Consider the following 20,810-nt stretch of genomic DNA (forward strand, 5'->3'; position numbering starts at 1 on the left):
TCTCGCCGCCGGTACTGGCTAGCCGTCACATCCGGAGGGCATCACACGCTTTAACTTTCGCCCGGGGGAAGGGAGGATAATGACCCTGCACGTGACGAACACGTTGACGGGCGAAAAAGAGCCGTTCGAGCCACAGGACCCCGAGAACGTCTTGCTCTACTACTGTGGCCTGACGGTCTCTGACCCGCCACATCTGGGCCATGCACGCTCGTGGGTCCACGTCGACGTCATGCACCGCTGGCTCGAGCACGAAGGCTACGACGTGCGTCACGTCGAGAACTTCACTGACGTCAATGAGAAGATCGTCGCCCGGATCGGCGAGGACGACCTCGGTGAAAGCGAAGGCGAGGTGGCCGAGACCTACATCCAGCGGACGATCGACGACATGCGCTCGCTGAACCTCCTGCGTGCGGAGGTCTATCCCCGCGTGTCCGAGCACGTTCCCGAAATCATCGACCTCGTCGAGACGCTGATCGAGAAGGACTACGCCTACGAGTCCAACGGGTCGGTCTACTTCGACGTGACCAGTTTCGAGGAGTACGGCAAACTCTCGAATCAGGAACTCGACGAGATCGAATCCCAGGGTGATCCCGACGAGCGCACCGAGAAGCGCAACCCAGCGGACTTCGCGCTCTGGAAGGCCGACGGCGTCGACCCCGACGCGATCGACGAACACAGCCACGAGGGCGTCGACCACGGGGAGACCCCGCCCGAGGGCCTGACCTGGGACTCGCCGTGGGGCGAGGGCCGGCCCGGCTGGCACATCGAGTGCTCGGCGATGAGCATGACCCATCTGGGTGAAACGCTCGACCTCCACGTCGGCGGTCGGGATCTGGTCTTCCCCCACCACGAAAACGAGATCGCCCAATCCGAAGCCGCGACCGACCAGCAGTTCGCCAACTACTGGCTTCACTGCGAACTCTTCCAGATGGACGACGAGAAGATGTCCTCGAGTCTGGGCAACTTCGTCACCGTCGACGAGGCCATCGACCGCTGGGGAACGAACGTCATGCGGACGTTCCTGACCGCGGGGTCGTACAACAGCAAACAGCTGTACGCCGACGAGACGATCGCCGAGGCCCAGGAGCGCTGGGACCAACTCGAGCGGGCCTACGAGGCCGCTGTCGACGTGCTGGATTCGCCACAGGCGAGTGCGAAAGCCACGGACGAGTCGCTGCGCGACGAACTCGACAGTGCGCGCGAGGCGTTTGCGACCGCGATGAACGACGACTTCAACACCCGGGAGGCGCAGTCGGCACTGCTGTCGGTCGCGGCGGCGATCAACCGACATCTCGAGGCGATCGGCGGTGCCGCCGACGGCGAGGGTGGCTACGATTACCGCGGGCTTCGGCGCGCCGTCGAGACGCTCGAGGAACTGGGCGGCGTCCTCGGGCTGTCCTTTACGGGCGAGACGACGGGCTCGGCCACACTCGCCGGTGACGTCGTGGAACTCGTCCTCGACGTGCGCGAGGCCGAACGCGACGCCGGCAACTACGAGCGTGCCGACGAGTTGCGCGACGAACTCGAGGCGCTCGGCATCGAAGTCCAAGATACTGACGAGGGGGCGACCTACCGGCTGCCGTCGGGCGAGTGAGGCTGTCTCGTCCGAATTCGTGAAAGGATAGTTATCTGTAACCTCCTCGCTCAAGTAGGTGGCGCGTCTCTAGACGATAATGACTGATTCTCGGTCGATCGTCACCGCTGGGTTCGATGCCATGCCTGCACATGTGGCGATCCTCGACGAGATGGGGGAAATCGTCTACACCAACAGGGCATGGGACGCGTTCGGCGACGAGCAGGGGTTGGCTGACGCGGCGGGCGGGGTCGGCACGAACTATCTGACGGTCTGTGAGGGCAGCAACGCCAACGAGGCGGCGGAGACGGCACGCGGGATTCGGGCGGTCGCAAACGGCGACCGCGAGGCGTTCAGCCTCGAGTACCCCTGTCACACGCCCGAGTGCAAGCGCTGGTTCATGATGCAGGCGACGCCGTACGACCACGCGGGCGAGCGGTTCGTCCTCGTCATGCACGTCGACATTACCGAACGTCGCCGCCTCGAGCAACGAACCCAGGCCCAAGCCGAGCGTATGGAGCGGTTCGCGAGACTCCTCTCACACGATCTGCGAAACCCGCTGTCGGTCGCACTGGCAGAGGTTCACATCCTCGAGCGCGACGACGATATCGATCTCAGATCCGAAGACGGCGACCGCATTTCGTTACGCTCGTCGCTCGAGCGCATGGAGTCGATTATCGACGACGCGCTGGCGCTCGTAACGATCGACGAGGTCGCGGAGGCCGAGCGAGCGGCGATCCCGCTCGAGAGGGCAGTCGAAGACGCCTGGGCACACGTCCAGACGGCGTCATCGACCGTCGAGGTCGTCGGGACCGTTGCGATCCGTGCAAACGAGTCGCTGGTGAGCCATCTCTTCGAGAACCTCTTTCGGAACGCGATCGAACACGCCGGCGACGACGTGGCCGTCGAAGTCGGACCGCTCGAGCAGTCGAGGACGGCTGCAGGCGACACTGCGTTTCCCGGGTTCTACGTCGAAGACGACGGTCCGGGGATTCCACCTGACCGCCGCGAACGGGTGTTCGAATCGGGGTATTCGGCCGCCTGCAGTGAGCCGGGAGCAGGAGCAACCACGGGTGGCTCTGGACTGGGGCTTGCGATCGTTCGGGAAGTTGCCGACGCACACGGCTGGTCGGTTTCGGCGACGACAGGCGAAGACGGCGGCGCGCGATTCGAGATTCAGGGCGTCTCGATGCTCGAGCGGTCGGTCTAGAACCCGAGTGCAGTAACGATCGAAAGCCCACTCGCGAGCGCGCCGAGCAGATAGCCGCCGATCGCGCCGCCGTTGAGCAGCGGCAAGCCGGCGTGGGGTCGGCCCTTGAGGACCATGTACATGAGCACGAGCAGTCCAGCGATCGTTCCCACCAGCGCGCCGAGTGCAGGTAGGTTCAGCGCGATCAGGGGCACTGAAATCGCCCCGGCCTCGAGGAAGTACGCCGCGCTGGCGACGAGAATCGACGGGATAACGGCGTCACCGAGGCCGATAAACAGCGCGTCGCGGTCGAGGGCACCTGCGTCGTCGGCAGCGCTGGCGTCGATGTCTTGTTCGGTGCCGCCGTCGGCAGCGCTCGTGTCGGTCTCGCGATCGTCCTCGAGCACGTCGTCGGTGCTGCCGTCGGCGAGATAGGAATAGGACAGCGTCATCGGGACGACGAGGACGACGGGAATCTTGAGGTCCATGACGCCTTCGGCGAGGTCGAGCATGTGTTCAGTGCCGTAGACGCTGATCGCATCATAGACTGCCAGTACCGCGAGCAACAGCAGCGCCGGCAGCAAGCCGAAGCTGATCCCGAACAGGGCGGCAGCACCGGCACCCATCACGACGCCCGTCGTATCGATGACGTACCACTCGGGGTACAGGAGAAGCGCCGCCCCGACGGCAAGCGCGACGACGATCGCGAGCGCGTCGGCTACAGCCGCAGCGAGCGGCGGCGCGAGCAGTGCCGGCACGAGTTCGGCAAAGACGTACCACGAGATCATCACGCTGACGCCGACGATCAGCAGCCGGATGAGCCACTCGAGGTCGTATTTAAAGGCCGCGAGCATCAGCCCGGTCGCGATGAGCATCACCCCAAAGTAAAGGATGCTGTTCGTCGGATTCTGGGGATTCTCAACGGCTTGCCGACCCGATTCGTGGAAGGGCTCGATCAGCGCCAGCGCGCCGAGCTGGACGCCGAGAAAAAGCAGGACCGTCGTGCCAACGGCGACGAGGACCCGCATCCGATCGTTCATGTCGCGGCGTTCGCATCCCGCTCCTATTGGCTTTTCCACTCCGCAGTCGCGAGACGCGACCACCGCGGACGCAGTCGCGCCGACACTACCGCGCGTACAGCGTCGAGCTCACCAGTGACGGCAGATGGACGTCGTCGTCAGGCGTCACCGCCAGATACGGCTGCGAGACGGGTCCGAAGACGTCGACGATGCGGCCGACCTCCTCGAGGGAGTCGTCGAGGACGACCGTGCCGATCTCGTCGCGGTAGGCCTCGGCTGTCTCGTCGTCGACGGCGTCCGCGCGGAGTACCGCAAGCCCCTGTGCCGTACGGACGACTGCGCCGATCCGGCGCATCTCACTCGCGCATCGCGACGACGTACGCCGCGACGGCTTGCACGAGGTCATTTTTCGTCGAGTCGTCGGCTCCGCGGACGACGACGCGGCCCCGGTCGAGCCAATGCTCCCGGGAATACGCCTTGTCCCGCTCGATCGTGGCGTCGTACCCGATTTGCTGGACCGCCTTTGCGATCTCGTCGACTGTCGGTTCTTCGACTGCCAAGTCCTGGGACACGCGCCGTCCGTCGCTCCGCGAGAGGTCCGCATCGAGATAAGCGGGCCAGATGACGTTCTCGACCATGCGCCCCTCTGGGCGGTCCGGCGAGTAAACCCTTTTCAAAACGATACGTCGGCTGCCGTCGAGAAGACGGCCGAAACGAATCAGAAGCGTGTCTCTCCCTGCCCGCGTTATCGTCGCCGTGCGACGAATCCGATAGCAGCAAGCAGGGCGACGAGGGTGGCAGGAACGCCGAAGCCAGGAATGCTGTCGTTTTGCTGGTCGTTCGCTGTCGTGTCGTCCTCGGGTGCGGCGTCGAGTTCCGCGCTCGCCTCTTCGTAGGCCTCCGGATGGACCGTTTTGACGATGTCAGTAATCGCGTAGACGACCCGTGGCGCGGGCTGGTTGATGTAGTTTGCGTTCACCGGGAGGATGTTGTCGTCCTGGTAGGCAGGCGTCGCCGTGACCGACTCGTGGATCGGGACCTGCTCTCGGTCGTTCGGATAGACGATCCAGGCGGGGCTCTCGTTGACGACCGTTTCTGGGTTGATCTGGCCGTAGGACTGGATACCGGCCTCCGCTGCGATGTTCGTTATACCGGCCGTCGTCAGGACCTCGTTGATGAACGTTCCCGACCCGGCAGTGTATCCATCACCCATCGCGTAATACGCCGTCGGACGGTCCGCCCCCTCGAGCGTTCGTTCGACGATCTCGAGTTGCTCGTTCATCCAGGTAATCGTCTCTTCGGCACCGTCACACTCGCCGGTGAGTTTGCCGGCCGTCCGGACGTTTTCACGAACGTCCTCGAGCGATTTGGCGTCGCTGAACTGATAGACGGTCAGGCCCGCGTTCCGAAGCTGTTCGATGTCGCCTTCCTTCGTCGCGTTCGCCGCTAACACGAGGTCAGGATCGAGGTTGACCACCTGTTCGTGCTTGATCGTCCAGCCGTCACCGATGTTTACACGATCACCGCGGTCAAAATCACTGGTTGCATAGCCGTAGGGCAGCCCCACGAGACGGTCCTCGGCACCGATTTCGTACACCGTCTGCGTGTCGCTGGCCTGTAGCGTGACGATCGATTCAGGTCGCTCCTCGAGCGTAATGGTCGTGCCAGTCGCATCGGTCAGCTCGAGGGGGTACTCACACGTCACGTCGACGGTCGATTCTGGTTCGGCGTTCGACTGCCCGGCCGCAGTGGGCGCGAACGCAGAAACGGCAATTAGCAGGGCAAACAGGACGGTTATGTGACGTCGCATCGCTCCCACCTCAACCCTACTTCAACAAATATTTGCCTACTGCAAGATTGGTTGTCGGGTATGTATCGATCGGGTCGGACAGCAGTGTGGTCGGCGGGGCTGTTCGTCCTGCTCGGCGCGGTCGTTCTCACCAGCGCCGCACTCGGACCGGTCAGGATCGATGTCGTGACCGTCGCGATGGCGATGTTGAACGCGGTCGTCATCCCTGTCGGGGTGACAAGTAGCAGTGCGTCGCTTCCCGTCTTCGGCGTCTCCGTTCCGACTCCGGGACTCGAGTACGCGACCGTCTTTTCGTTCGACGTGCCGGTGACACACCAGATCATCGTCAAAGACATTCGACTGCCACGGATCACGCTCGCGGCGACGGTCGGACTCTCGCTCGGTGCCGCGGGAACGGTGATGCAGGGGTTCTTCCGGAACCCGTTGGCGGATCCGTCGATCATCGGCGTCTCCTCGGGTGCCGCAGCGGGTGCGGTCGCGGCAATCGTCTTTCCGGGTCTCATTCCCTTCGGAAGCCTCCACGTCCCGGCCTTTCTCGGCGCGCTCGCGACGGCGTTTCTCGTCTATGCCATCGCGACAGAGGGTGGCCGAACGCCAGTCGCGACGCTATTGCTCGCCGGCGTTGCGATCCAGACGTTTCTCGGCGCGATGATATCGTATATGCTCGTCCATAGCGGTGACTCGCTTCAACAGGCCGTCTACTGGATGATGGGGCATCTCAACAACAGCCAGTGGGGAGACGTGGGATTTGCTCTCCCAATCACGCTGGCGGGCGTTCTCGCACTCTGTGCGTTCCGACAAGAGCTGAACGTCCTGTTGCTCGGCGAGGAAGACGCACACCACCTCGGCGTGGAAGTCGAGCGGACCAAACTCCTCTTGCTCGTGCTCGCGAGCATCGTAACCGCCGCCGGCGTCGCAGTTGCAGGCGTCATCGGCTTCGTCGGCCTCGTCGTGCCACACATCATGCGGCTGATCGTGGGGCCGGACCACCGGATCCTGTTGCCGACCAGCGCACTCGCCGGCGCATCGTTCCTGGTGGCGACCGATACTCTCGCTCGGACCGGTCCGGCCGTCGTTCCGGTCGGGATCATCACGGCGGCGCTTGGCGCACCCTTCTTCCTGTTCCTGCTCAGCCGCCGGGAGGTGCGCTCGGTATGACCGAGCCCGGGCAGTCCCCCGAGACGGCTGATTCCGACCTCGAGAGCGACGAGCAGTCGCGTCCGGATCCAGCGACGATCTCCGTCGAGGACTGCGCGCTGTCATTCGGCGAACTCTCGGTACTCGAGGACGTCTCGCTCACGATCGAGCCGGGCGAGTTCGTCGGTTTCGTCGGACCGAACGGAGCCGGAAAGACGACGCTGTTGCGGACGATCAGCGCCGCGCTCGAGCCCGATTCAGGCACTGTCGCGATCGACGGGACCGACGTTCACGATCTTTCGTCGCGGGCCTCGAGTCGGCTCGTGTCGGTTGTGCCCCAAAACACCTCGATTTCGTTTTCGTTTCCCGTCCGCGATGTCGTCGAAATGGGGCGACATCCACACCGCTCGCGGTTCTCGTCGGCAACACCCGAGGACCATGCTGTGGTCGAGCGCGCCTTAGAGCGCACCCGGACGGCGGAGTTGGCCGACCGACCGATCGACGAGGTAAGCGGCGGCCAGCGCCAACGCGTCGTTCTCGCGCGGGCGATCGCCCAGGCGACGCCAGTCATGCTGTTAGACGAACCGACGGCGAGTCTCGACGTCAACCATCAAGTCGAGACGCTCGAGCTCGTCCGCGAACTGGTCGACGAGGGCCGAACCGTCATCGCAGCGATCCACGATCTCGATCTCGCGGCACGCTACTGTGATCGACTGGTGTTGCTGTCGGACGGCACGGTCGCCAGAGACGGCCCACCAGCGACGGTGTTAACCGGCGACGCGCTCGCCGATTCGTTCGACGCGAACGCGGTCGTGACACAGAATCCGGTGACGGGAACCGAGACGGTGACGGCGCTGGCAGACGCCCACGAGCCGGAGCCAGCGTCGCGTCCGGACCAGGTTCACGTCCTCGGGACAGGAGCCGCCGCAGCCGGCGTCATCGCCAGACTCGCGGCCGCGGGGATCGACATGACGCTCGGTCCCGTCTCGAGCGGCGACGCTGCAGCCGAAACCGCCCGTTCGCTGGGCGTCGAGGCCATCGAGACCGAACCGTTTGCGCGCTTGGCCCCCGAGGACCGCGCTACCGCCGAGACGCTCGTTCGGGAGGCCGATGTCACGGTGCTTGCCGATCTCGTCCTCGGGGCCAGCACGCAGCCCCTGCTCGACACACTCGAGACGGCCGACGGGCTGGTCGCCATCGAGACGCGGCCGCTCTCCGAGCGAGATTTCGCAGGGACGGACGCTCGAGCACGGTACAACGCCTGTTGTGAGCGCGCAGTGGACGCGACGCTCGAGGGACTCCTCGAGGCGGTCGCCGACGCGACAGTAGGTGGCTCGTCATCGCGGCAGTCGGTTGACTCGATCGACGCCAACGACTGAGACGGCCTGCTGTAACGAATTCATAGCACGTCCCACAGCGATCGTTGATGGATCGATACTGACTTCGCAGCCGGTAGTAGCACGGACTCCTTGTTCAGCAAAACTCGTGGCACGCGGTAAGTACAGATGATGTACTGGCCGAAGTTGACGCTGTATTAGACTTATATATCATCTCGTCTAATTTTGAATAGATGGCTCCCGATATTGAGATGGACGGCGGAACGACTGAGACAGATCGAGGTGAACATGTGGGACTGTCACGAAGCGCTGTTAGAAACGGGATACTCGACGCTGTCGGAACCGTTGCCCTTCTTGGATTCTCTCTTTTAGCCCTCTTCATTGGTGTGAGAGGATTCTTTATCGATTCTTCAATAGCTATCAGCGGAGCATTCATTGTTATTTCATGTCTGTTGGCCGCAGCAGCATTTAATCTCATCCCGCCATTCCGGAATTAGAGTTACAATAGAATTCAGTGATGTTCTAAGCAGTCAGTTTGCACCTGTAGTTACCGACTCGGAGTTGTACTTGTGAGCGCAGTGTGACACTGCCGCCCCGCGAGCGGACTGGACGGTTTTTTACCCCTCCGCCTCCGAGTGGCCGCCAATGACCGAGTACGATTACGAGGCCCTCGGACTCGTCGCCGGGCTGGAGATCCACCAGCAACTCGATACGGCGACGAAGCTGTTCTGCCAGTGTCCGACCGACCTCCGCGAGCCCGATGCGGCGACCCGTTCGTTCACGCGCTATCTCCACCCCACCCGGAGCGAACTGGGCGAACTCGACGACGCCGCCGTCGAGGAGAGCATGGTCGAACGCGAGTTCGAATATCTTGCCTACGACTCGACCTGTCTCGTCGAGGAAGACGACGAACCACCCCACGAACTCGACGACGAAGCCCTCGAGACGGTGCTCGAGATCGCCCAGCTGATGGACATGAACCCGGTCGATCAGGCCCACGTCATGCGCAAGATTGTCGTCGACGGGTCGAACACGAGTGGCTTCCAGCGCTCGTCGCTGGTCGCCACCGACGGCGAAATCGAGACCAGCGATGGGGCCGTCGGCATCGAGGATCTCATGCTCGAAGAAGAGAGCGCCCAGCGCGTCGCAGAAACCGACGACGGGGTGCGCTACAGCCTCGACCGACTGGGGATCCCACTGGTCGAGATCGGCACCCGTCCGGATATTTCGACACCCGAGCAGGCGCTCGAGGCTGCCGAACGGATCGGGATGCTGTTGCGCTCGACGGGGAAGGTCAAACGCGGCCTGGGGACGATCCGCCAGGACGTCAACGTCTCCATCGAGGAGGGTGCCCGCGTCGAGATCAAGGGGGTCCAGAGTCTCGACGACATCGACGATATCGTCCACAACGAGGTGGGCCGACAGGTCGAACTCGTCGCGATCCGCGACGAACTCGAGGAACGCGACGCGTCGGTCGGCGACACGCAGGACGTGACTGCGGTCTTCGAGGACACCGACAGCGGCGTCATTCAGGGCGCGCTGAATTCGGGTGGCTCCGTGATGGCAGTGCCGCTCTACGGCTTCGACGGCCTCGTCGGGCGTGAGATCGCACCCGACCGCCGCCTCGGCACTGAGTTCTCGGATCACGCCAAACGCCACGGCGCGGGTGGGATCTTCCACACCGACGAACTCCCCGCCTACGGCGTCACCGACGAGGAGGTCGCGGCCCTGCGCGATGCGGTCGGTGTCGATCCCGAGGACGCCGTCGCAATCGTCGCCGACGAAACGGAGATTGCCGCAAACGCCATCGAAGCCGTCGCCGACCGGGCCGCGACTGCGCTCGAGGGCGTGCCCGAAGAAACCCGCGGTGCGAACGACGACGGCACCACCCGCTACCTGCGCCCGCTGCCTGGCGCAGCGCGGATGTACCCCGAGACGGACGTCCCGCCGGTCGAACCGGACCCGAGCGAGGTGCCAGAGCCCGAACTCCTCACCGCGAAGGTCGAGCGCTATCAGGACGAGTACGATCTCGGCGAGGGGCTGGCCGAGCAGGTCGCCTACGGCAAGTACATGCCGCTATTCGAAGACGTAGTTGCTGATAGTGTCGATCCAACGCTGGCCGCGACGACACTCGAGTCGACGCTGACCGAACTCCGTCGCGACGACGTTCCCGTCGAGGCGCTTACCCGCGAGCACATCGAGGACGTCCTCGAGATGGTCGACGACGGCGACTTGCCAAACGAGGGCGTGCCGGACCTGCTGACGGTGCTGGCCGAGGAGCCAGATCAGACGGCCGAGGCGGCAGCCGAAGAGGCCGGGCTCGGCGGTGCCGACGAGGACGAGGTCCGCGAGGCCGTCGTCGAAGTCGTCGAGCGCAACGAAGCGCAGGTCGAAGACGAGGGCATGCAGGCGTTCTCCGGGCTTATGGGCGAATGTATGGGCGCGCTCCGTGGGAAGGCGGACGGCGACCTGGTGAGTCAACTGCTGCGCGAAGAGATTCAGAAGCGAGCCTGAGCGCATACGTCAGTTCGGCCTCGAACTCGAGCCGATTCGATCCCGTTCTTACCCGTCGACTAATTCCTCGAGCAGCGTCTCGAGGCTGTAACTCTGCAAAGCATCCCGTTCTTCGACCGCCGAGATGACGAACGTCGAGACGGTTCGGTCGACACCCTCGAGTTCCTCGAACTCGGCGATCAGGCGCTCGACCATCTCACTGCCGCTCAGTCGTGCGATGACGATGAAATCCGTCTCACCCATCGTGAAGTAGACGTTCGTGACGCCCTCGACGGTCAGGAGCCGATCCGCGAACTCCTCGTAGGAGCCCTGGTAATCGGCATGGATCTCGACCAGCACGGTGACGCCGAGGCCGAGTTCCTCGAGGTCGATGTCGTAGCGGTCGTTTGCGATGATTCCCTCCTCACGAAGGTTGTTGAGTCGGTAGTGGATCGTCGAGACCGGAATGCCGGTCGCTTCGTGGAGCTGTTCGGGGCTGCCGGTCTCGAGTTCGGCGATCGCCTTGAGCAAGCGCACATCGCGGTCGTCCATACGACGGCGTCGGATGGCGGGCGACATGTGTCTTCCGACCGATGTAATTGGAGATATCTACAATAAGGACGCCAGCTATAGGGCAGTAATCGGAATATATCCATATGTGTGGTTCTTGATTCGGGAAATCGCGGTTGGTTGTAGAAGCATCTAAATAGAACAGTCGTTTCCGAATCGCGTATGACTACGATCGATTCAGTGCCAGATGGGTACCGCGACGCGGTGCTCTTTTCGACACTCGCACTCTGCTGGGGCAGTTCGTTCGTTGCGATCGAAATCGGCCTCGAGTACGTGCCGCCGCTGCTGTTCGCCGGGCTTCGCTACGCGCTTGCGGGCGTGATCGTCCTCGGATACGCGGTCGTCGTAACCGATCGCACGCGACCACGAGGGAAGGCGGAGTGGCTAGCCGTCACGGTCGCCGGCGTCTTCGTCATCGCGCTCTATCACGGGCTGTTGTACCTCGGCGAACTGTACGTCTCGGGGGCTGTGGCAGCGACCGTTGTCAGCACAGCACCGATCCTGACGGCAGCATTCGCCGGCATCATCCTCCCGTCAGAACGGCTCGCACCCGCCGGCGTCGTCGGCTTCGTACTTGGGCTCGCTGGCGTGATCGCGATCGTCCAGCCCTCCCCCGACGCGCTCGCGGGTGAGGTCACCGTTGGCGCTGCCCTCGTGTTCGCCTCCGCGATTGCGTTCGCTCTCGGCAGCGTCCTCGTCCGGCCGATCGACGCGGCGGCGCTGCCGCTCGAGACGCTCCAGGCGTGGGCGATGCTCATCGGCGCGGGCGTGTTGTTGGGGTGGTCGTCTCTGCGCGGCGAATCGATCGCAGCGGTCGAACTGACCGCCGAGATGCTGCTCTCGTTTGGCTACCTGACGATCATCTCCGGCGTGTTCGCCTTCTTCCTCTACTTCGAACTGCTCGAGCGAAGCGGCGCGACACAGGTCATCCTCGTCAGCTACGCCGAGCCGGTCGTTGCGATGGGCGTCAGCTGGCTCGCGCTGGGACACGTCGTCGACTCGCTGACGCTCGTCGGGCTGGTGACGATCCTCGCCGGCTTCGTCGTCATCAAACGTCGGGCGCTCCGGTCGTTGCTCCGCTCGCTCCTCGAGGAACGGTCAGCTACGACCTCGTGAAGACGTTCGGCGTGCGCCAGCGATCCGCCCCATAGCCGGTCGATCGCTTCGAGCACCAATCGACCGGTCGCTTTGAACGGCTACCCAGCATCTCTCCTCCCAACTCGTGGGAATTGTTACCATTAGTCTATTTCGAAGCGTGAAACCTCGAATACCTGCACTGGCGGAAACATTTATCAGCACGCACGTTGGCCGATTGCATGACCAATGTCCGAGACGCGAGATTCCGAGACGACGGCGCTTACAGCGGTTTGTCACGTGCGCGCACCGTTACTGCTCGAGCCGATCGACGAGCAGATTGAGACGCTGCAGGCCTGTGAGTCCGAGGGCGCGATCGACGAGTTGCTCCTGCGCAGTTGGCCCCAGGAAGTCGCACTCTCCGATGAGAGTCCGTATCAGGAAGTCATCGACACCTACGAACGGTTCGCACAGTGGGCCGACGACCGCAGCGTGAGCGTTCAGCCGCCGTTCCGGGAGCGGTCGACGACGTCGCAGGTGACCGGCAAGACGCGAGACCGGCTGGTGACGCCGCTTCTGTGTCTCGAGGTGTACGCCGACGACGAACTGGTCGGTGTGTTCCCACACACGGACGAGCGAACCGAGGAGACGTACACGACCGACGAGGCGATCGCCACGCTCAGAACCGGCGAGGTGCCGGAACCACTCGGTTCGGTCGCACGCGAGGACACGCGCGCGTCTGCGACGAATACGTGTCCCGACTGTGGCGGGACGCTGGTCGACGGCCAAGGGCTATTCGCCTGCAATGACTGTGGGTGGATCGGAACCATCACCGAAACTGGACGATACGAGCCACAGCCGGCTGAACTCACGAACGAACGTGAGCCGTCACCCGTCGCGACTCGGTAGTCAGCGCGCCAGGACGACCACACGCAATTACTCGCGAGCGAACTCCCCGCCGTACTCGGCGTCGACCGTCACTGTCGTCTCGGCGCGGTTGACTGTGGCCGTGTTCGCTTCCGTTCCCAGTGAGGACTCGAGTGTTCCTTTATCGACCAACTCGTCACTGCTGTAGCTGACGGTGGCGCGTGCAGTCGCGGTATCGCTACTGGTGACCGAAAGGTTCTGATGGACGCCGTATGCACCCTCGAACGCACCGAATTCGAACTGTAACTCGTTCTCGGTGCCCGTCTGATCGTCCGAGAGCGTCCCCGACGCGAACGCATCGTTCTCTGTGTAGAGACAGCAGGCGATACCACTGTTTTTGCCGGCACGAAGCAGTTGCTCGAAGTCACCGTCGGCCTCGTGTTTCGGTGTTTGGTCGCCGGCTGCTGTCGCGACTGTTCGCTCGACGGCGGCCGCCGGGTCGAACGACGAGTCGGCCGCGTTGGGATACGAATATGCGTAGACAGTCTCCGTGACACCGACGATTTCGTCGCTTTCACTGTCAGCGTAGACAGCGTATCCGTCGGACTCGGTCTCGAGGGTGTATCCAGCAGCCTCGAGATCAGAGGTGATACCGTCGCGGTCGTACGAACCGACGAGGGCGTACACGCCATCGGCGTAGACGAACTGTTCCTCGCCGTTGGCGGTCTCGTTGTTTTCGTTGTATGCGTTGAAACCGGCGGATGTGGCCAGCTTTTCGAGTCCGAACGAACTGAGGAGCGCGACGACGACAGGGTTACCGACGAGTGGGTCCGTCGGCTCTTTGCCCGCCTCGGCACCCTGGTCTTCGATCAGGGTCGACATCGTCCTGACGTCGATCGCGCCATAGAAATACTCCGATTGATCGGTCGTCGGTAGCATCGACGCGTACGGAGGGAGCGTCTCAGCAGCCGAGTTCGTGGTCCCACTGTCGGTGGTATCTGTGCTATTGCCATTGTCATTGCCATTACCATTGCCGTTTCCGCCGGACGACGACGAGCAACCGGCGAGAAGCGCCATTCCGCCAGCGAGTAATCCGAGCGCGTTTCGGCGACGAATGTCAGTCATCCTGTGGTGATGGTCACTGAATCCGTATTATTGTACTGACTTGCGAGACGTCGTATCACACACTGTCACTGTTTTCGGCGGGCCGTTCGGTTGCTCGACGGAGAACCCCAAGTAGTGTGTTTGCCTCACGTTCGGTCACGTCGGCCCGACCGAATACCCGTCGGACCATCCGCATCGTCTTGTCTTGTTTTTCGTCGGGATGGTTGAGTTCCTCGAGCAGCGCACCCCACTGGTCGTAGAGCCGATCGACGGTCGGCTCGGGGGCGCGGACGCGCTCGAGGTCGGGCAACTGCGTCTCGTCGAGGGTCAGCGATCGGAGCTCATAGAGCGTGATCGTCGCGGCCTGCCCGAGGTTGAGCACGGGATAGTCGGCGTTTGCCGGGATCGAACAGATTTCGTCGATTCGAGCCAGTTCCTCGTTCGTCAGACCGACGCGTTCGCGGCCGAAGACGAGTGCGGTCGGTGCCTCGACGGTCGGGAGTCGGTCGGCGAGGTCTGCGGGCGTCGAGTAGGGAAATCGCATGTGGCTGTTGTCGTCTTCGTTCGTCACCGCCGTACAGCCGATCGTGTGATAGTTTTCTACGAGATAGTCGAAACTGATCTCGTCGGCGTTCGGCAGCACGTCCTCGCGTGCGTGGCCGGCGAAGCCGTAGGCCTCGCCGTCGGGATCGAGTTCGGGTGGGTCGACGAGCAGGAGGTCCTCGAAGCCGAAATTCTTCATCGCGCGGGCGATGGTCCCGACGTTGCCGGGCGATTGTGCGTCGACGACCGCAACCGCTGGCGGCGTTCGACTGGCAGGTGGCTCGGATGATGGCAAATCGTCGGTCATTGGGACGAGGGTGAGACGAACTCGAGACGAGTCGGTGCAGTCAGGTCGCCAAACGAGTCGCTGGGAGACGGCGATCGTGACTGAAACGCTGTGGCCGTCGGAGTCATGGCCGAGATTCGGGGTGGGACCGCAAAAAGAGACGCGTTCGCGGTTCGGTGGGGAGATGACTGACGACGAGGTAGCGACGGCCGTCGAGAATCGACTTATCTAGAGGCTTCTAGAGAAGAGACCTAGATAGACTAGTAGATACCATAGAATGATATTATACTAGTACTCTAGTATATCTAGTGTATAGTCTAGTATGTAGTACTATACTAGTATGAGAACATTCCGTCCTGTCGTAGCTGGTTTTGTTTTGCTTCGTAAAACGCCGGGGGACACTAGCGAATGTATTTTCGACCGGAGAGCGCTCAGAACGGGGCAGAATTCGTGTATCGGCTCTGATAACGGAGTGTGAGAGGGACACACCCCCCTCGCGTTTGTAACTCCATATCCGTGTGTGGGTTCTGATCTGGAACACACCAGTATCGCGGATGTAAAATCGGTCCAAAACCGGTGTTTTCTTCCGGATATTCGGCGATCAATCTCGACCACCCCCACCCTCACGGCGTTACAAACGCGAGGGGGGTGTGTCCCCGGTCGATAATCGGTAGATCAGTCACTCGAGTCGCTCTCGAGTGAGATTTCGACGGTCGCTGCGGGATTCTGTCCGTGGCCGTCGGATGGGATCGTAGAGTCGAAACCCAAGCCAACGTGTCGCTGACCGGGTCGAGCATCCGAGCCTTACACCCGCGATGGGGGTGGGGGTAGCCACCGCGAGCGGTTAGAAGCGCGAGGGCGGCGGTTCAAGCGACTCTCAGCTATACGGCTACGAATGCTGTGTTACGACGCTCTGACGGCTGGTTTACACTCGCGAGCGATCTCCACAGCTTTATTTCAGTCCAGTTGAAAGGGGCGGAGTAACGCAATGTCCGCCAACGACGATCGAGACCCGCTCTTTCGGTACGACGATCCGGTCTTTGCCGACGAGCGTCTGCTCGAGATCACGCACCTGCCCGGTCCGGATCGGATCGTCGGGCGTGACGAGCAGATGCAACGGGTTGCGGACGCCCTGAATCCGGCGATCTTCGGGAGCGAACCCAACCACCTGTTCATTTTCGGCAAGACTGGGACCGGCAAATCGCTCATCTCACGGTCGGTCACCCAGCGCGTCATCACGGAAGCCGAACACGACGACGTCACCGTAAAGTACGCCTTCATCGACTGTGGCGAACAAAACACGGAGGCGTCGATCGTCAAAACGATCGCCCAACTCGTCAACGACCCCGACGAGAGCGGGATCACCGTTCCCGACCGCGGTCTGGGTACCGGCGATTACTACAAGCGCCTCTGGCAGGCTGTCGACCACTGCACCGACGTCACCATCGTCATTTTAGACGAGATCGACATGCTCGAGGACGACGAGGTCCTCCGCAAACTGTCGCGAGCCGGCGAGAACCGCCGAATTTCGGACTCGAGTATCGGCATAATCGGCATCTCGAACAAGATCGATTTCCCCGATCACCTCTCCGAACGCGTCAAGTCGAGTCTCTCGCGGGACGAACTCGTCTTTTCGCCGTACGATGCGAATCAACTCGTCGAAATCTTAGAGAAACGCCGTGACGCCTTCCACGACGGCGTGCTCTCCGACGATGTGATCCCGCTGACAGCCGCGCTCGCGGCCCAAGAACACGGTGACGCGCGCAAAGCTATCGACATCCTCCGCAACGCCGGCCGAATCGCAAAGAAGCGAAACGAGTCTCAGGTCACGGCCGACCACGTCCGCGACGCCAAAGAGAAGACCGAGGCCGACCGCTTCAACGAGTTGATCGAGGGGTCGCCCCAGCAGGCCAAGGCGATTCTCTATTCGCTGACGTTGCTGACCGAAAACAGCTCGGAAAAGGAGTTCCCGACGAAGATTATCTACAACCAGTACAAGGAAGTCGCTCGCCAGCTCGATTTCGACGTCCTCTCGGAACGCCGGGTCCAAGAGATTCTCCAGGAACAGAACTTCCTCAACGTGATCCAGTCCGAACGCGAAGGCCGCGGGCGCGGCCGCGGTGCACACGCGAAACATCGCCTGCTCGAGAACCCCTCGATCGTCAAGAAAGTGCTCCTGCGGGACTCACGGCTGGCCGTCTTAGAAGACGACGAGTAGCCCACCGGCTGCCGGTTTTGCGCTTTCCACCGTGTCGGTCTCGGCTTCCCGATCCAGCCGACGTAAGCGAGCACCGTTCGCCGGAACCACGATACCTTTTGGCATCGCTTCCACAGACGGGATATGGACAGCGTCGACGCCGCCGGACTGGGGATCGGTGACGAGTATCCGCCCCGGATCATGGGTGTGTTGAACATCAGCGAAGAGTCGCCGTACGATCCGAGTGTCTACGACGACCCCGGCGAGGCGGCTCGGTACGTCGACGAGGAACTGATCGGTGAAGGGGCCGACATCGTCGATATCGGCCTCGAGTCGGCCAACAAACGCTTCGACGTACTCTCGGCCGAGCAGGAACTCGAGCGGCTCCATCTTGCGCTCGAGACGATCGAGAGCGTCTCAGGGGATGCGATCTTCTCGATCGAGACCCGCTATGCAACGGTCGCCGACGAGGCCCTCTCGCAGGGCTTTGACATGGTCAACGACATCTGCGGTTTCGCCGATCCGGAGCTGCCCGCGGTCTGTGAAGATCACGACGCGGCGGTCGCGAAGATGGCGAGCCCGCCGGATAGAGAGCGGCCAGGTGCCGTCGAGGAGACCGACTGGGCCGCCCGGAAATCGCCCGCGTGGGCTGCGGAGGCTGACTACGTCGATCAGGTCTACGAGGCGCTGAAGCAGAACGGCCTGACCGACAAGACGATTATCGACCCTGCCTTTGGCGGCTGGAGCGAGGCTCAGACACTCGCCGACGACCGTGAGACGTTCCGCCGACTACGGGAGTTTCGCGCGCTCGAGCGACCGATGCTGGTCTCGATCAATCGGAAGAACTTCCTCGGCGAAATCGCGGGCCGCGAGACCGATGAGCGACTGCCGGTCAGCCTCGCGGCAACGTCGATGGCCGTCGAGCGCGGCGCACACGTGATCCGGACCCACGACGTGGCCGAGACGCGGGACGCGGCCCTGATCGGGAAGGCGTTTACCGAGCGCGCGAGCGCGACCGCAGATGGGATCACGATCTCACAACTTGACGTCCACTCCACCCGCGAGTTCCGAACGCAACTCCGCGAGCGCGGCGTCGATCCAGCGGTGGCCGACGACTGGCAGGGCCAACTCCTCGAGGTCGATGGGCTCGATCCCGATGCGGGCGACCGGCTTGCGGCCGTCGCGGCCGACCAGGGTGCGGTCGTCAGACGTACGGCTGACGGGACGTGCTTGCTCGTGGGATCAACAGCCGACGTTTCCGGCGTTGCTGGCGAGCTATCGGGTGAAAACAGCCGCCTTGGGGATTTCGCTGAAAAGCTGTCAGGACTGCTGCGTTAAGAGAAAGCTTATGCCGGAGGGTTGAAAATGAGCGAGTGGACGCCGGGTAGCCTCCCGGGTAGGGGTACTTTGGAGGTGACCCCCGGCCCACAACACGGAATTATTGTGGTACTGCGTTGCCCAGTGACAACTTGGTCCGTTCTTTGGTGTCGGTCGAGACCGAACACACAAACCCGTCCAGCGCCGAGCACGAGCTGACTATGGAATTCGACGAGTGGGAACCGGTCTATGAGGCGATCTTGGACGATTTCGGCTACGACCGGGCCGGTGACGAGCACGGGCGTGATCTGCTCGCGTCGCTGCTCGAGACGTCCCTTGACCCCGCCGAGCTTTCGAGCATCCGCGATTCGACCGTCGCTGTTGCCGGTGCTGGCCCATCACTCGAGACCGAGCAAGCTCTCGAGCGAGCACGCGCGGCCGACGCCGTCGTCGCCGCCTCGACCGCCGTCGACACCCTCGCGAGCCATGGGATCGCGGTCGACTGCATGGTGACTGACCTCGACAAGAACCCCGAGACCGTCGTGGACCTCACCGAACGGGGCGTTCCGGTCGCGGTCCACGCCCACGGCGACAATCTCGACGCGATCCGTGCGGTCGTCCCCGACTGTGACGCTGCAGCCGTCCTCCCGACAACGCAGGCCGCGCCTCGCGATCCAGTCAGAAACTACGGCGGCTTCACCGACGGCGACCGCGCGGCGTTTCTGGCGGACCACGTCGGCGCTGCACGCCTCACGTTCGTCGGCTGGGATTTCGACGACCCCACAGTCGACGCGACGAAAGCCCGCAAGCTCGAGTGGGCCGAGCGACTCCTCGTCTGGCTTGAGTCACGCCGTGGCGAGCGCTTTGCGGTACTCGACGGTCGGCGAGACGAAATTGGGACCGACGCCATCCCGATCCCGGAGTAATTACGCCGCTGCAGCGCCGATCACGGCCGTTACTGAATCCGATACTCGACGATATCGCTGCTGCCACAGGCCGGACACGTCGACACGGACTCGAGCGTGGTCCCACAGTGTCGACACTCTTTGATGACCGTTCGGTCGTCCGTCCGGAACAGAACCGTCTCGAGCGCTTTCCGCACTGTCGACTGCGTCGTGGTACCGTTCTCTCGACTTCTCATGACTGGTCAGTTGTGAATATCACAATTCGTTATTGTCTCGCTATACGAACTGACACGGGATTCGATACCGATACGACGTGGTAATCGCCTCCTACGGCCCGGAATTTCGTTCGCTCGGAACTCAGCGGACGAGTTCGTACTGGACGGGGCCGTCGGCGACCCGTTCGACCAGGCCCTCGCGCTCGAGTGCTTGCAGGTGTGCCGTCGCTTCGCCGGCACCGAACTTGACGTGGATGCCTTCGAGGTCGCCGAACAGTTGGCGGGCGACCGCCCACGGCGTTTTCGCGGCCGCCGTCGGCTCGCCGTCCTCGAGCGCTGCGAGCACCCGCTGGGACCGTTCCCGGTGATGCTCCAGCATCTCTGCGATGCGCCCCCGTTCGACCGTGGCTCCGTGACCGGGCAACAGCCGCTCCGGGCGATCGGCGAGTCGCTCGAGCGTGCCGCGAAACGCCCCGAGCGGATCGCGGTCGACTACCGATTCGTCGGCGTTGGTCGCCGATGCTGCCCTCGGCTTGTGTCTGTCCTCCCGGAGCGTCCGCGTATCGCTACCCCCGACGTTGGGCGTGACGGTCGGTAACACGGCGTCGCCGACCAGCAGAAAATCATCGCCGGCGAAAGCCGTATGACCGAGCGTGTGGCCGGGTGTCGCAACGACCTCGAGTCCCGCGACTCGATCCCCGTCCGCGAGTCGTTCGACCGGCGTCTCGTCGGGCATCGGGGAGACCGGATCGCCGTCGATCACGCTATCGACTGCTGCCGTCGGCACGCCACAGCGTCGCATCACTGCGGCGTCACGCTCGAGGCGGCGCTCGCGTTCGCGTGCGTAGTCGGCCACTAGCGCCGCGTCGCCGGCACCCATCGCGAGCGTCGCGTCGGCTGTCTCGGCCAACCGGGGCGCGAGCCCGGCGTGATCGGCGTGCCAGTGGGTGACGAGGACATACTCGAGGGACGCGGGAGCGACGCCGGCGCGTTCGAGACCCGCGTGTAGCTCTTGCCACGCCCGCTCGGTCGGCGGCCCGGGGTCGACGACGGCGCGGGCGGCGACGAGATACGCGCTATTCCCTCCTTCGGGCCCGTCCCTGCCGACCTCGATTCTCGAAACGGAAGCAGCAGCCATTACGCGGGTGTCCGTCTCGAGATTCCTTAGTCGCCC

General features: G+C 63.1%; 20 protein-coding genes. 11 read left to right on the forward strand and 9 right to left on the reverse strand.

Going from position 1 to position 20,810, the window contains the following annotated elements; all coding sequences use genetic code 11:
- The first annotated feature begins 79 nt into the window (after window positions 1-79).
- Together cysS and BSG09_RS12670 are read left to right on the forward strand one after the other, a co-directional pair.
- On the forward strand, window positions 80-1,594 hold the full coding sequence (cysS, locus tag BSG09_RS12665) for a cysteine--tRNA ligase (RefSeq protein WP_092933672.1): 1,515 nt from the start codon (window positions 80-82) through the stop codon (window positions 1,592-1,594).
- A gap of 79 nt (window positions 1,595-1,673) precedes the next feature.
- The gene (locus BSG09_RS12670; protein WP_092933674.1) at window positions 1,674-2,783 is read left to right on the forward strand and encodes a PAS domain-containing sensor histidine kinase; all 1,110 of its coding nucleotides are present in this window, start codon (window positions 1,674-1,676) and stop codon (window positions 2,781-2,783) included.
- On the opposite strand, the gene BSG09_RS12675 is transcribed toward BSG09_RS12670, so the two are convergent.
- The 4 genes from BSG09_RS12675 to BSG09_RS12690 all read right to left on the reverse strand — a co-directional run bounded on the left by BSG09_RS12675 (window position 2,780) and on the right by BSG09_RS12690 (window position 5,591).
- A complete protein-coding gene (locus tag BSG09_RS12675; protein WP_092933676.1) occupies window positions 2,780-3,802 on the reverse strand; it encodes a presenilin family intramembrane aspartyl protease PSH in 1,023 nt (340 codons plus the stop codon). The two genes, BSG09_RS12670 and BSG09_RS12675, sit on opposite strands and share 4 nt — an antisense overlap.
- 85 nt (window positions 3,803-3,887) lie before the next feature.
- Window positions 3,888-4,136, reverse strand: a complete 249-nt coding sequence (locus BSG09_RS12680) for an H/ACA ribonucleoprotein complex subunit GAR1 (RefSeq protein ID WP_092933678.1) — start codon at window positions 4,134-4,136, stop codon at window positions 3,888-3,890.
- Window position 4,137: 1 nt separating this feature from the next.
- Window positions 4,138-4,419: a signal recognition particle subunit SRP19 gene (srp19, locus tag BSG09_RS12685; RefSeq protein WP_008014410.1), complete on the reverse strand. Its 282-nt coding sequence runs from the start codon at window positions 4,417-4,419 to the stop codon at window positions 4,138-4,140.
- Between the two features lie 107 nt (window positions 4,420-4,526).
- Entirely contained in the window at window positions 4,527-5,591 is a 1,065-nt protein-coding gene (locus tag BSG09_RS12690; RefSeq protein WP_092933680.1) for a PGF-CTERM-anchored ABC transporter substrate-binding protein, read from the reverse strand.
- 60 nt (window positions 5,592-5,651) lie between these two features.
- Here BSG09_RS12690 and btuC point away from each other — a divergent pair, with 60 nt between their 5' ends.
- The 4 genes from btuC (at window position 5,652) to gatE (ending at window position 10,579) form a co-directional block, all read left to right on the forward strand.
- Window positions 5,652-6,749 (forward strand): vitamin B12 ABC transporter permease BtuC, encoded by a 1,098-nt coding sequence (btuC, locus tag BSG09_RS12695; protein ID WP_092933682.1) that lies wholly within the window; start codon window positions 5,652-5,654, stop codon window positions 6,747-6,749.
- Window positions 6,746-8,107, forward strand: coding sequence for a heme ABC transporter ATP-binding protein (locus tag BSG09_RS12700; RefSeq protein WP_092933684.1), 1,362 nt, complete (start codon window positions 6,746-6,748; stop codon window positions 8,105-8,107). The genes btuC and BSG09_RS12700 overlap by 4 nt, the downstream gene beginning before the upstream one ends.
- A gap of 191 nt (window positions 8,108-8,298) precedes the next feature.
- Window positions 8,299-8,562, forward strand: coding sequence for a hypothetical protein (locus BSG09_RS12705; RefSeq protein ID WP_092933686.1), 264 nt, complete (start codon window positions 8,299-8,301; stop codon window positions 8,560-8,562).
- 148 nt (window positions 8,563-8,710) lie between these two features.
- On the forward strand, window positions 8,711-10,579 hold the full coding sequence (gene gatE / locus BSG09_RS12710) for a Glu-tRNA(Gln) amidotransferase subunit GatE (RefSeq protein ID WP_092933688.1): 1,869 nt from the start codon (window positions 8,711-8,713) through the stop codon (window positions 10,577-10,579).
- A gap of 48 nt (window positions 10,580-10,627) precedes the next feature.
- Here the strand turns inward: gatE and BSG09_RS12715 are convergent, their stop codons facing one another.
- A complete protein-coding gene (locus tag BSG09_RS12715) occupies window positions 10,628-11,110 on the reverse strand; it encodes an Lrp/AsnC family transcriptional regulator (RefSeq protein WP_092933690.1) in 483 nt (160 codons plus the stop codon).
- 180 nt (window positions 11,111-11,290) lie between these two features.
- Between BSG09_RS12715 and BSG09_RS12720 the strand changes: the two genes are divergently transcribed.
- A complete protein-coding gene (locus BSG09_RS12720; RefSeq protein WP_092933692.1) occupies window positions 11,291-12,244 on the forward strand; it encodes a DMT family transporter in 954 nt (317 codons plus the stop codon).
- Between the two features lie 207 nt (window positions 12,245-12,451).
- Window positions 12,452-13,111, forward strand: coding sequence for an HTH domain-containing protein (locus BSG09_RS12725; protein ID WP_175542200.1), 660 nt, complete (start codon window positions 12,452-12,454; stop codon window positions 13,109-13,111).
- 27 nt (window positions 13,112-13,138) lie between these two features.
- Here BSG09_RS12725 and BSG09_RS12730 read toward each other — a convergent pair whose 3' ends face one another.
- Both BSG09_RS12730 and BSG09_RS12735 read right to left on the reverse strand, forming a co-directional pair.
- Window positions 13,139-14,194 carry a hypothetical protein gene (locus BSG09_RS12730; RefSeq protein WP_092933694.1) on the reverse strand — a complete coding sequence of 352 codons (1,056 nt, stop codon included), beginning with the start codon at window positions 14,192-14,194 and terminating at the stop codon, window positions 13,139-13,141.
- Window positions 14,195-14,249: 55 nt separating this feature from the next.
- Entirely contained in the window at window positions 14,250-15,023 is a 774-nt protein-coding gene (locus BSG09_RS12735; protein WP_092933696.1) for an RNA methyltransferase, read from the reverse strand.
- Window positions 15,024-15,990: 967 nt separating this feature from the next.
- Here BSG09_RS12735 and BSG09_RS12740 point away from each other — a divergent pair.
- The 3 genes from BSG09_RS12740 (at window position 15,991) to BSG09_RS12750 (ending at window position 19,442) form a co-directional block, all read left to right on the forward strand.
- The gene (locus BSG09_RS12740) at window positions 15,991-17,220 is read left to right on the forward strand and encodes a Cdc6/Cdc18 family protein (protein WP_008014438.1); all 1,230 of its coding nucleotides are present in this window, start codon (window positions 15,991-15,993) and stop codon (window positions 17,218-17,220) included.
- Window positions 17,221-17,343: 123 nt separating this feature from the next.
- A complete protein-coding gene (gene folP / locus BSG09_RS12745) occupies window positions 17,344-18,537 on the forward strand; it encodes a dihydropteroate synthase (RefSeq protein WP_092933698.1) in 1,194 nt (397 codons plus the stop codon).
- A 200-nt stretch (window positions 18,538-18,737) separates the two neighbouring features.
- Window positions 18,738-19,442, forward strand: coding sequence for a 6-hydroxymethylpterin diphosphokinase MptE-like protein (locus BSG09_RS12750; protein ID WP_092933767.1), 705 nt, complete (start codon window positions 18,738-18,740; stop codon window positions 19,440-19,442).
- A gap of 29 nt (window positions 19,443-19,471) precedes the next feature.
- On the opposite strand, the gene BSG09_RS12755 is transcribed toward BSG09_RS12750, so the two are convergent.
- Together BSG09_RS12755 and BSG09_RS12760 are read right to left on the reverse strand one after the other, a co-directional pair.
- A complete protein-coding gene (locus BSG09_RS12755) occupies window positions 19,472-19,657 on the reverse strand; it encodes a hypothetical protein (protein WP_092933700.1) in 186 nt (61 codons plus the stop codon).
- A 121-nt stretch (window positions 19,658-19,778) separates the two neighbouring features.
- Complete coding sequence (locus BSG09_RS12760; protein WP_092933702.1) at window positions 19,779-20,774, reverse strand: MBL fold metallo-hydrolase; 996 nt, start codon at window positions 20,772-20,774, stop codon at window positions 19,779-19,781.
- Window positions 20,775-20,810 lie beyond the last annotated feature (36 nt).

Origin of the sequence: Natrinema hispanicum, assembly GCF_900111485.1 — an archaeon.
Classification (GTDB): Archaea; Halobacteriota; Halobacteria; order Halobacteriales; family Natrialbaceae; genus Natrinema; species Natrinema hispanicum_A.

What these genes read in the sequence shown, in the direction of transcription:
- cysS (WP_092933672.1), top strand. Translation starts at nt 80, where the DNA reads ATGACCCTGCACGTGACGAACACGTTGACGGGCGAAAAAGAGCCGTTC.
- BSG09_RS12670 (WP_092933674.1), top strand. Translation starts at nt 1,674, where the DNA reads ATGACTGATTCTCGGTCGATCGTCACCGCTGGGTTCGATGCCATGCCT.
- BSG09_RS12675 (WP_092933676.1), bottom strand. Translation starts at nt 3,802, where the DNA reads ATGAACGATCGGATGCGGGTCCTCGTCGCCGTTGGCACGACGGTCCTG.
- BSG09_RS12680 (WP_092933678.1), bottom strand. Translation starts at nt 4,136, where the DNA reads ATGCGCCGGATCGGCGCAGTCGTCCGTACGGCACAGGGGCTTGCGGTA.
- srp19 (WP_008014410.1), bottom strand. Translation starts at nt 4,419, where the DNA reads ATGGTCGAGAACGTCATCTGGCCCGCTTATCTCGATGCGGACCTCTCG.
- BSG09_RS12690 (WP_092933680.1), bottom strand. Translation starts at nt 5,591, where the DNA reads ATGCGACGTCACATAACCGTCCTGTTTGCCCTGCTAATTGCCGTTTCT.
- btuC (WP_092933682.1), top strand. Translation starts at nt 5,652, where the DNA reads ATGTATCGATCGGGTCGGACAGCAGTGTGGTCGGCGGGGCTGTTCGTC.
- BSG09_RS12700 (WP_092933684.1), top strand. Translation starts at nt 6,746, where the DNA reads ATGACCGAGCCCGGGCAGTCCCCCGAGACGGCTGATTCCGACCTCGAG.
- BSG09_RS12705 (WP_092933686.1), top strand. Translation starts at nt 8,299, where the DNA reads ATGGCTCCCGATATTGAGATGGACGGCGGAACGACTGAGACAGATCGA.
- gatE (WP_092933688.1), top strand. Translation starts at nt 8,711, where the DNA reads ATGACCGAGTACGATTACGAGGCCCTCGGACTCGTCGCCGGGCTGGAG.
- BSG09_RS12715 (WP_092933690.1), bottom strand. Translation starts at nt 11,110, where the DNA reads ATGGACGACCGCGATGTGCGCTTGCTCAAGGCGATCGCCGAACTCGAG.
- BSG09_RS12720 (WP_092933692.1), top strand. Translation starts at nt 11,291, where the DNA reads ATGACTACGATCGATTCAGTGCCAGATGGGTACCGCGACGCGGTGCTC.
- BSG09_RS12725 (WP_175542200.1), top strand. Translation starts at nt 12,452, where the DNA reads ATGTCCGAGACGCGAGATTCCGAGACGACGGCGCTTACAGCGGTTTGT.
- BSG09_RS12730 (WP_092933694.1), bottom strand. Translation starts at nt 14,194, where the DNA reads ATGACTGACATTCGTCGCCGAAACGCGCTCGGATTACTCGCTGGCGGA.
- BSG09_RS12735 (WP_092933696.1), bottom strand. Translation starts at nt 15,023, where the DNA reads ATGACCGACGATTTGCCATCATCCGAGCCACCTGCCAGTCGAACGCCG.
- BSG09_RS12740 (WP_008014438.1), top strand. Translation starts at nt 15,991, where the DNA reads ATGTCCGCCAACGACGATCGAGACCCGCTCTTTCGGTACGACGATCCG.
- folP (WP_092933698.1), top strand. Translation starts at nt 17,344, where the DNA reads ATGGACAGCGTCGACGCCGCCGGACTGGGGATCGGTGACGAGTATCCG.
- BSG09_RS12750 (WP_092933767.1), top strand. Translation starts at nt 18,738, where the DNA reads ATGGAATTCGACGAGTGGGAACCGGTCTATGAGGCGATCTTGGACGAT.
- BSG09_RS12755 (WP_092933700.1), bottom strand. Translation starts at nt 19,657, where the DNA reads ATGAGAAGTCGAGAGAACGGTACCACGACGCAGTCGACAGTGCGGAAA.
- BSG09_RS12760 (WP_092933702.1), bottom strand. Translation starts at nt 20,774, where the DNA reads ATGGCTGCTGCTTCCGTTTCGAGAATCGAGGTCGGCAGGGACGGGCCC.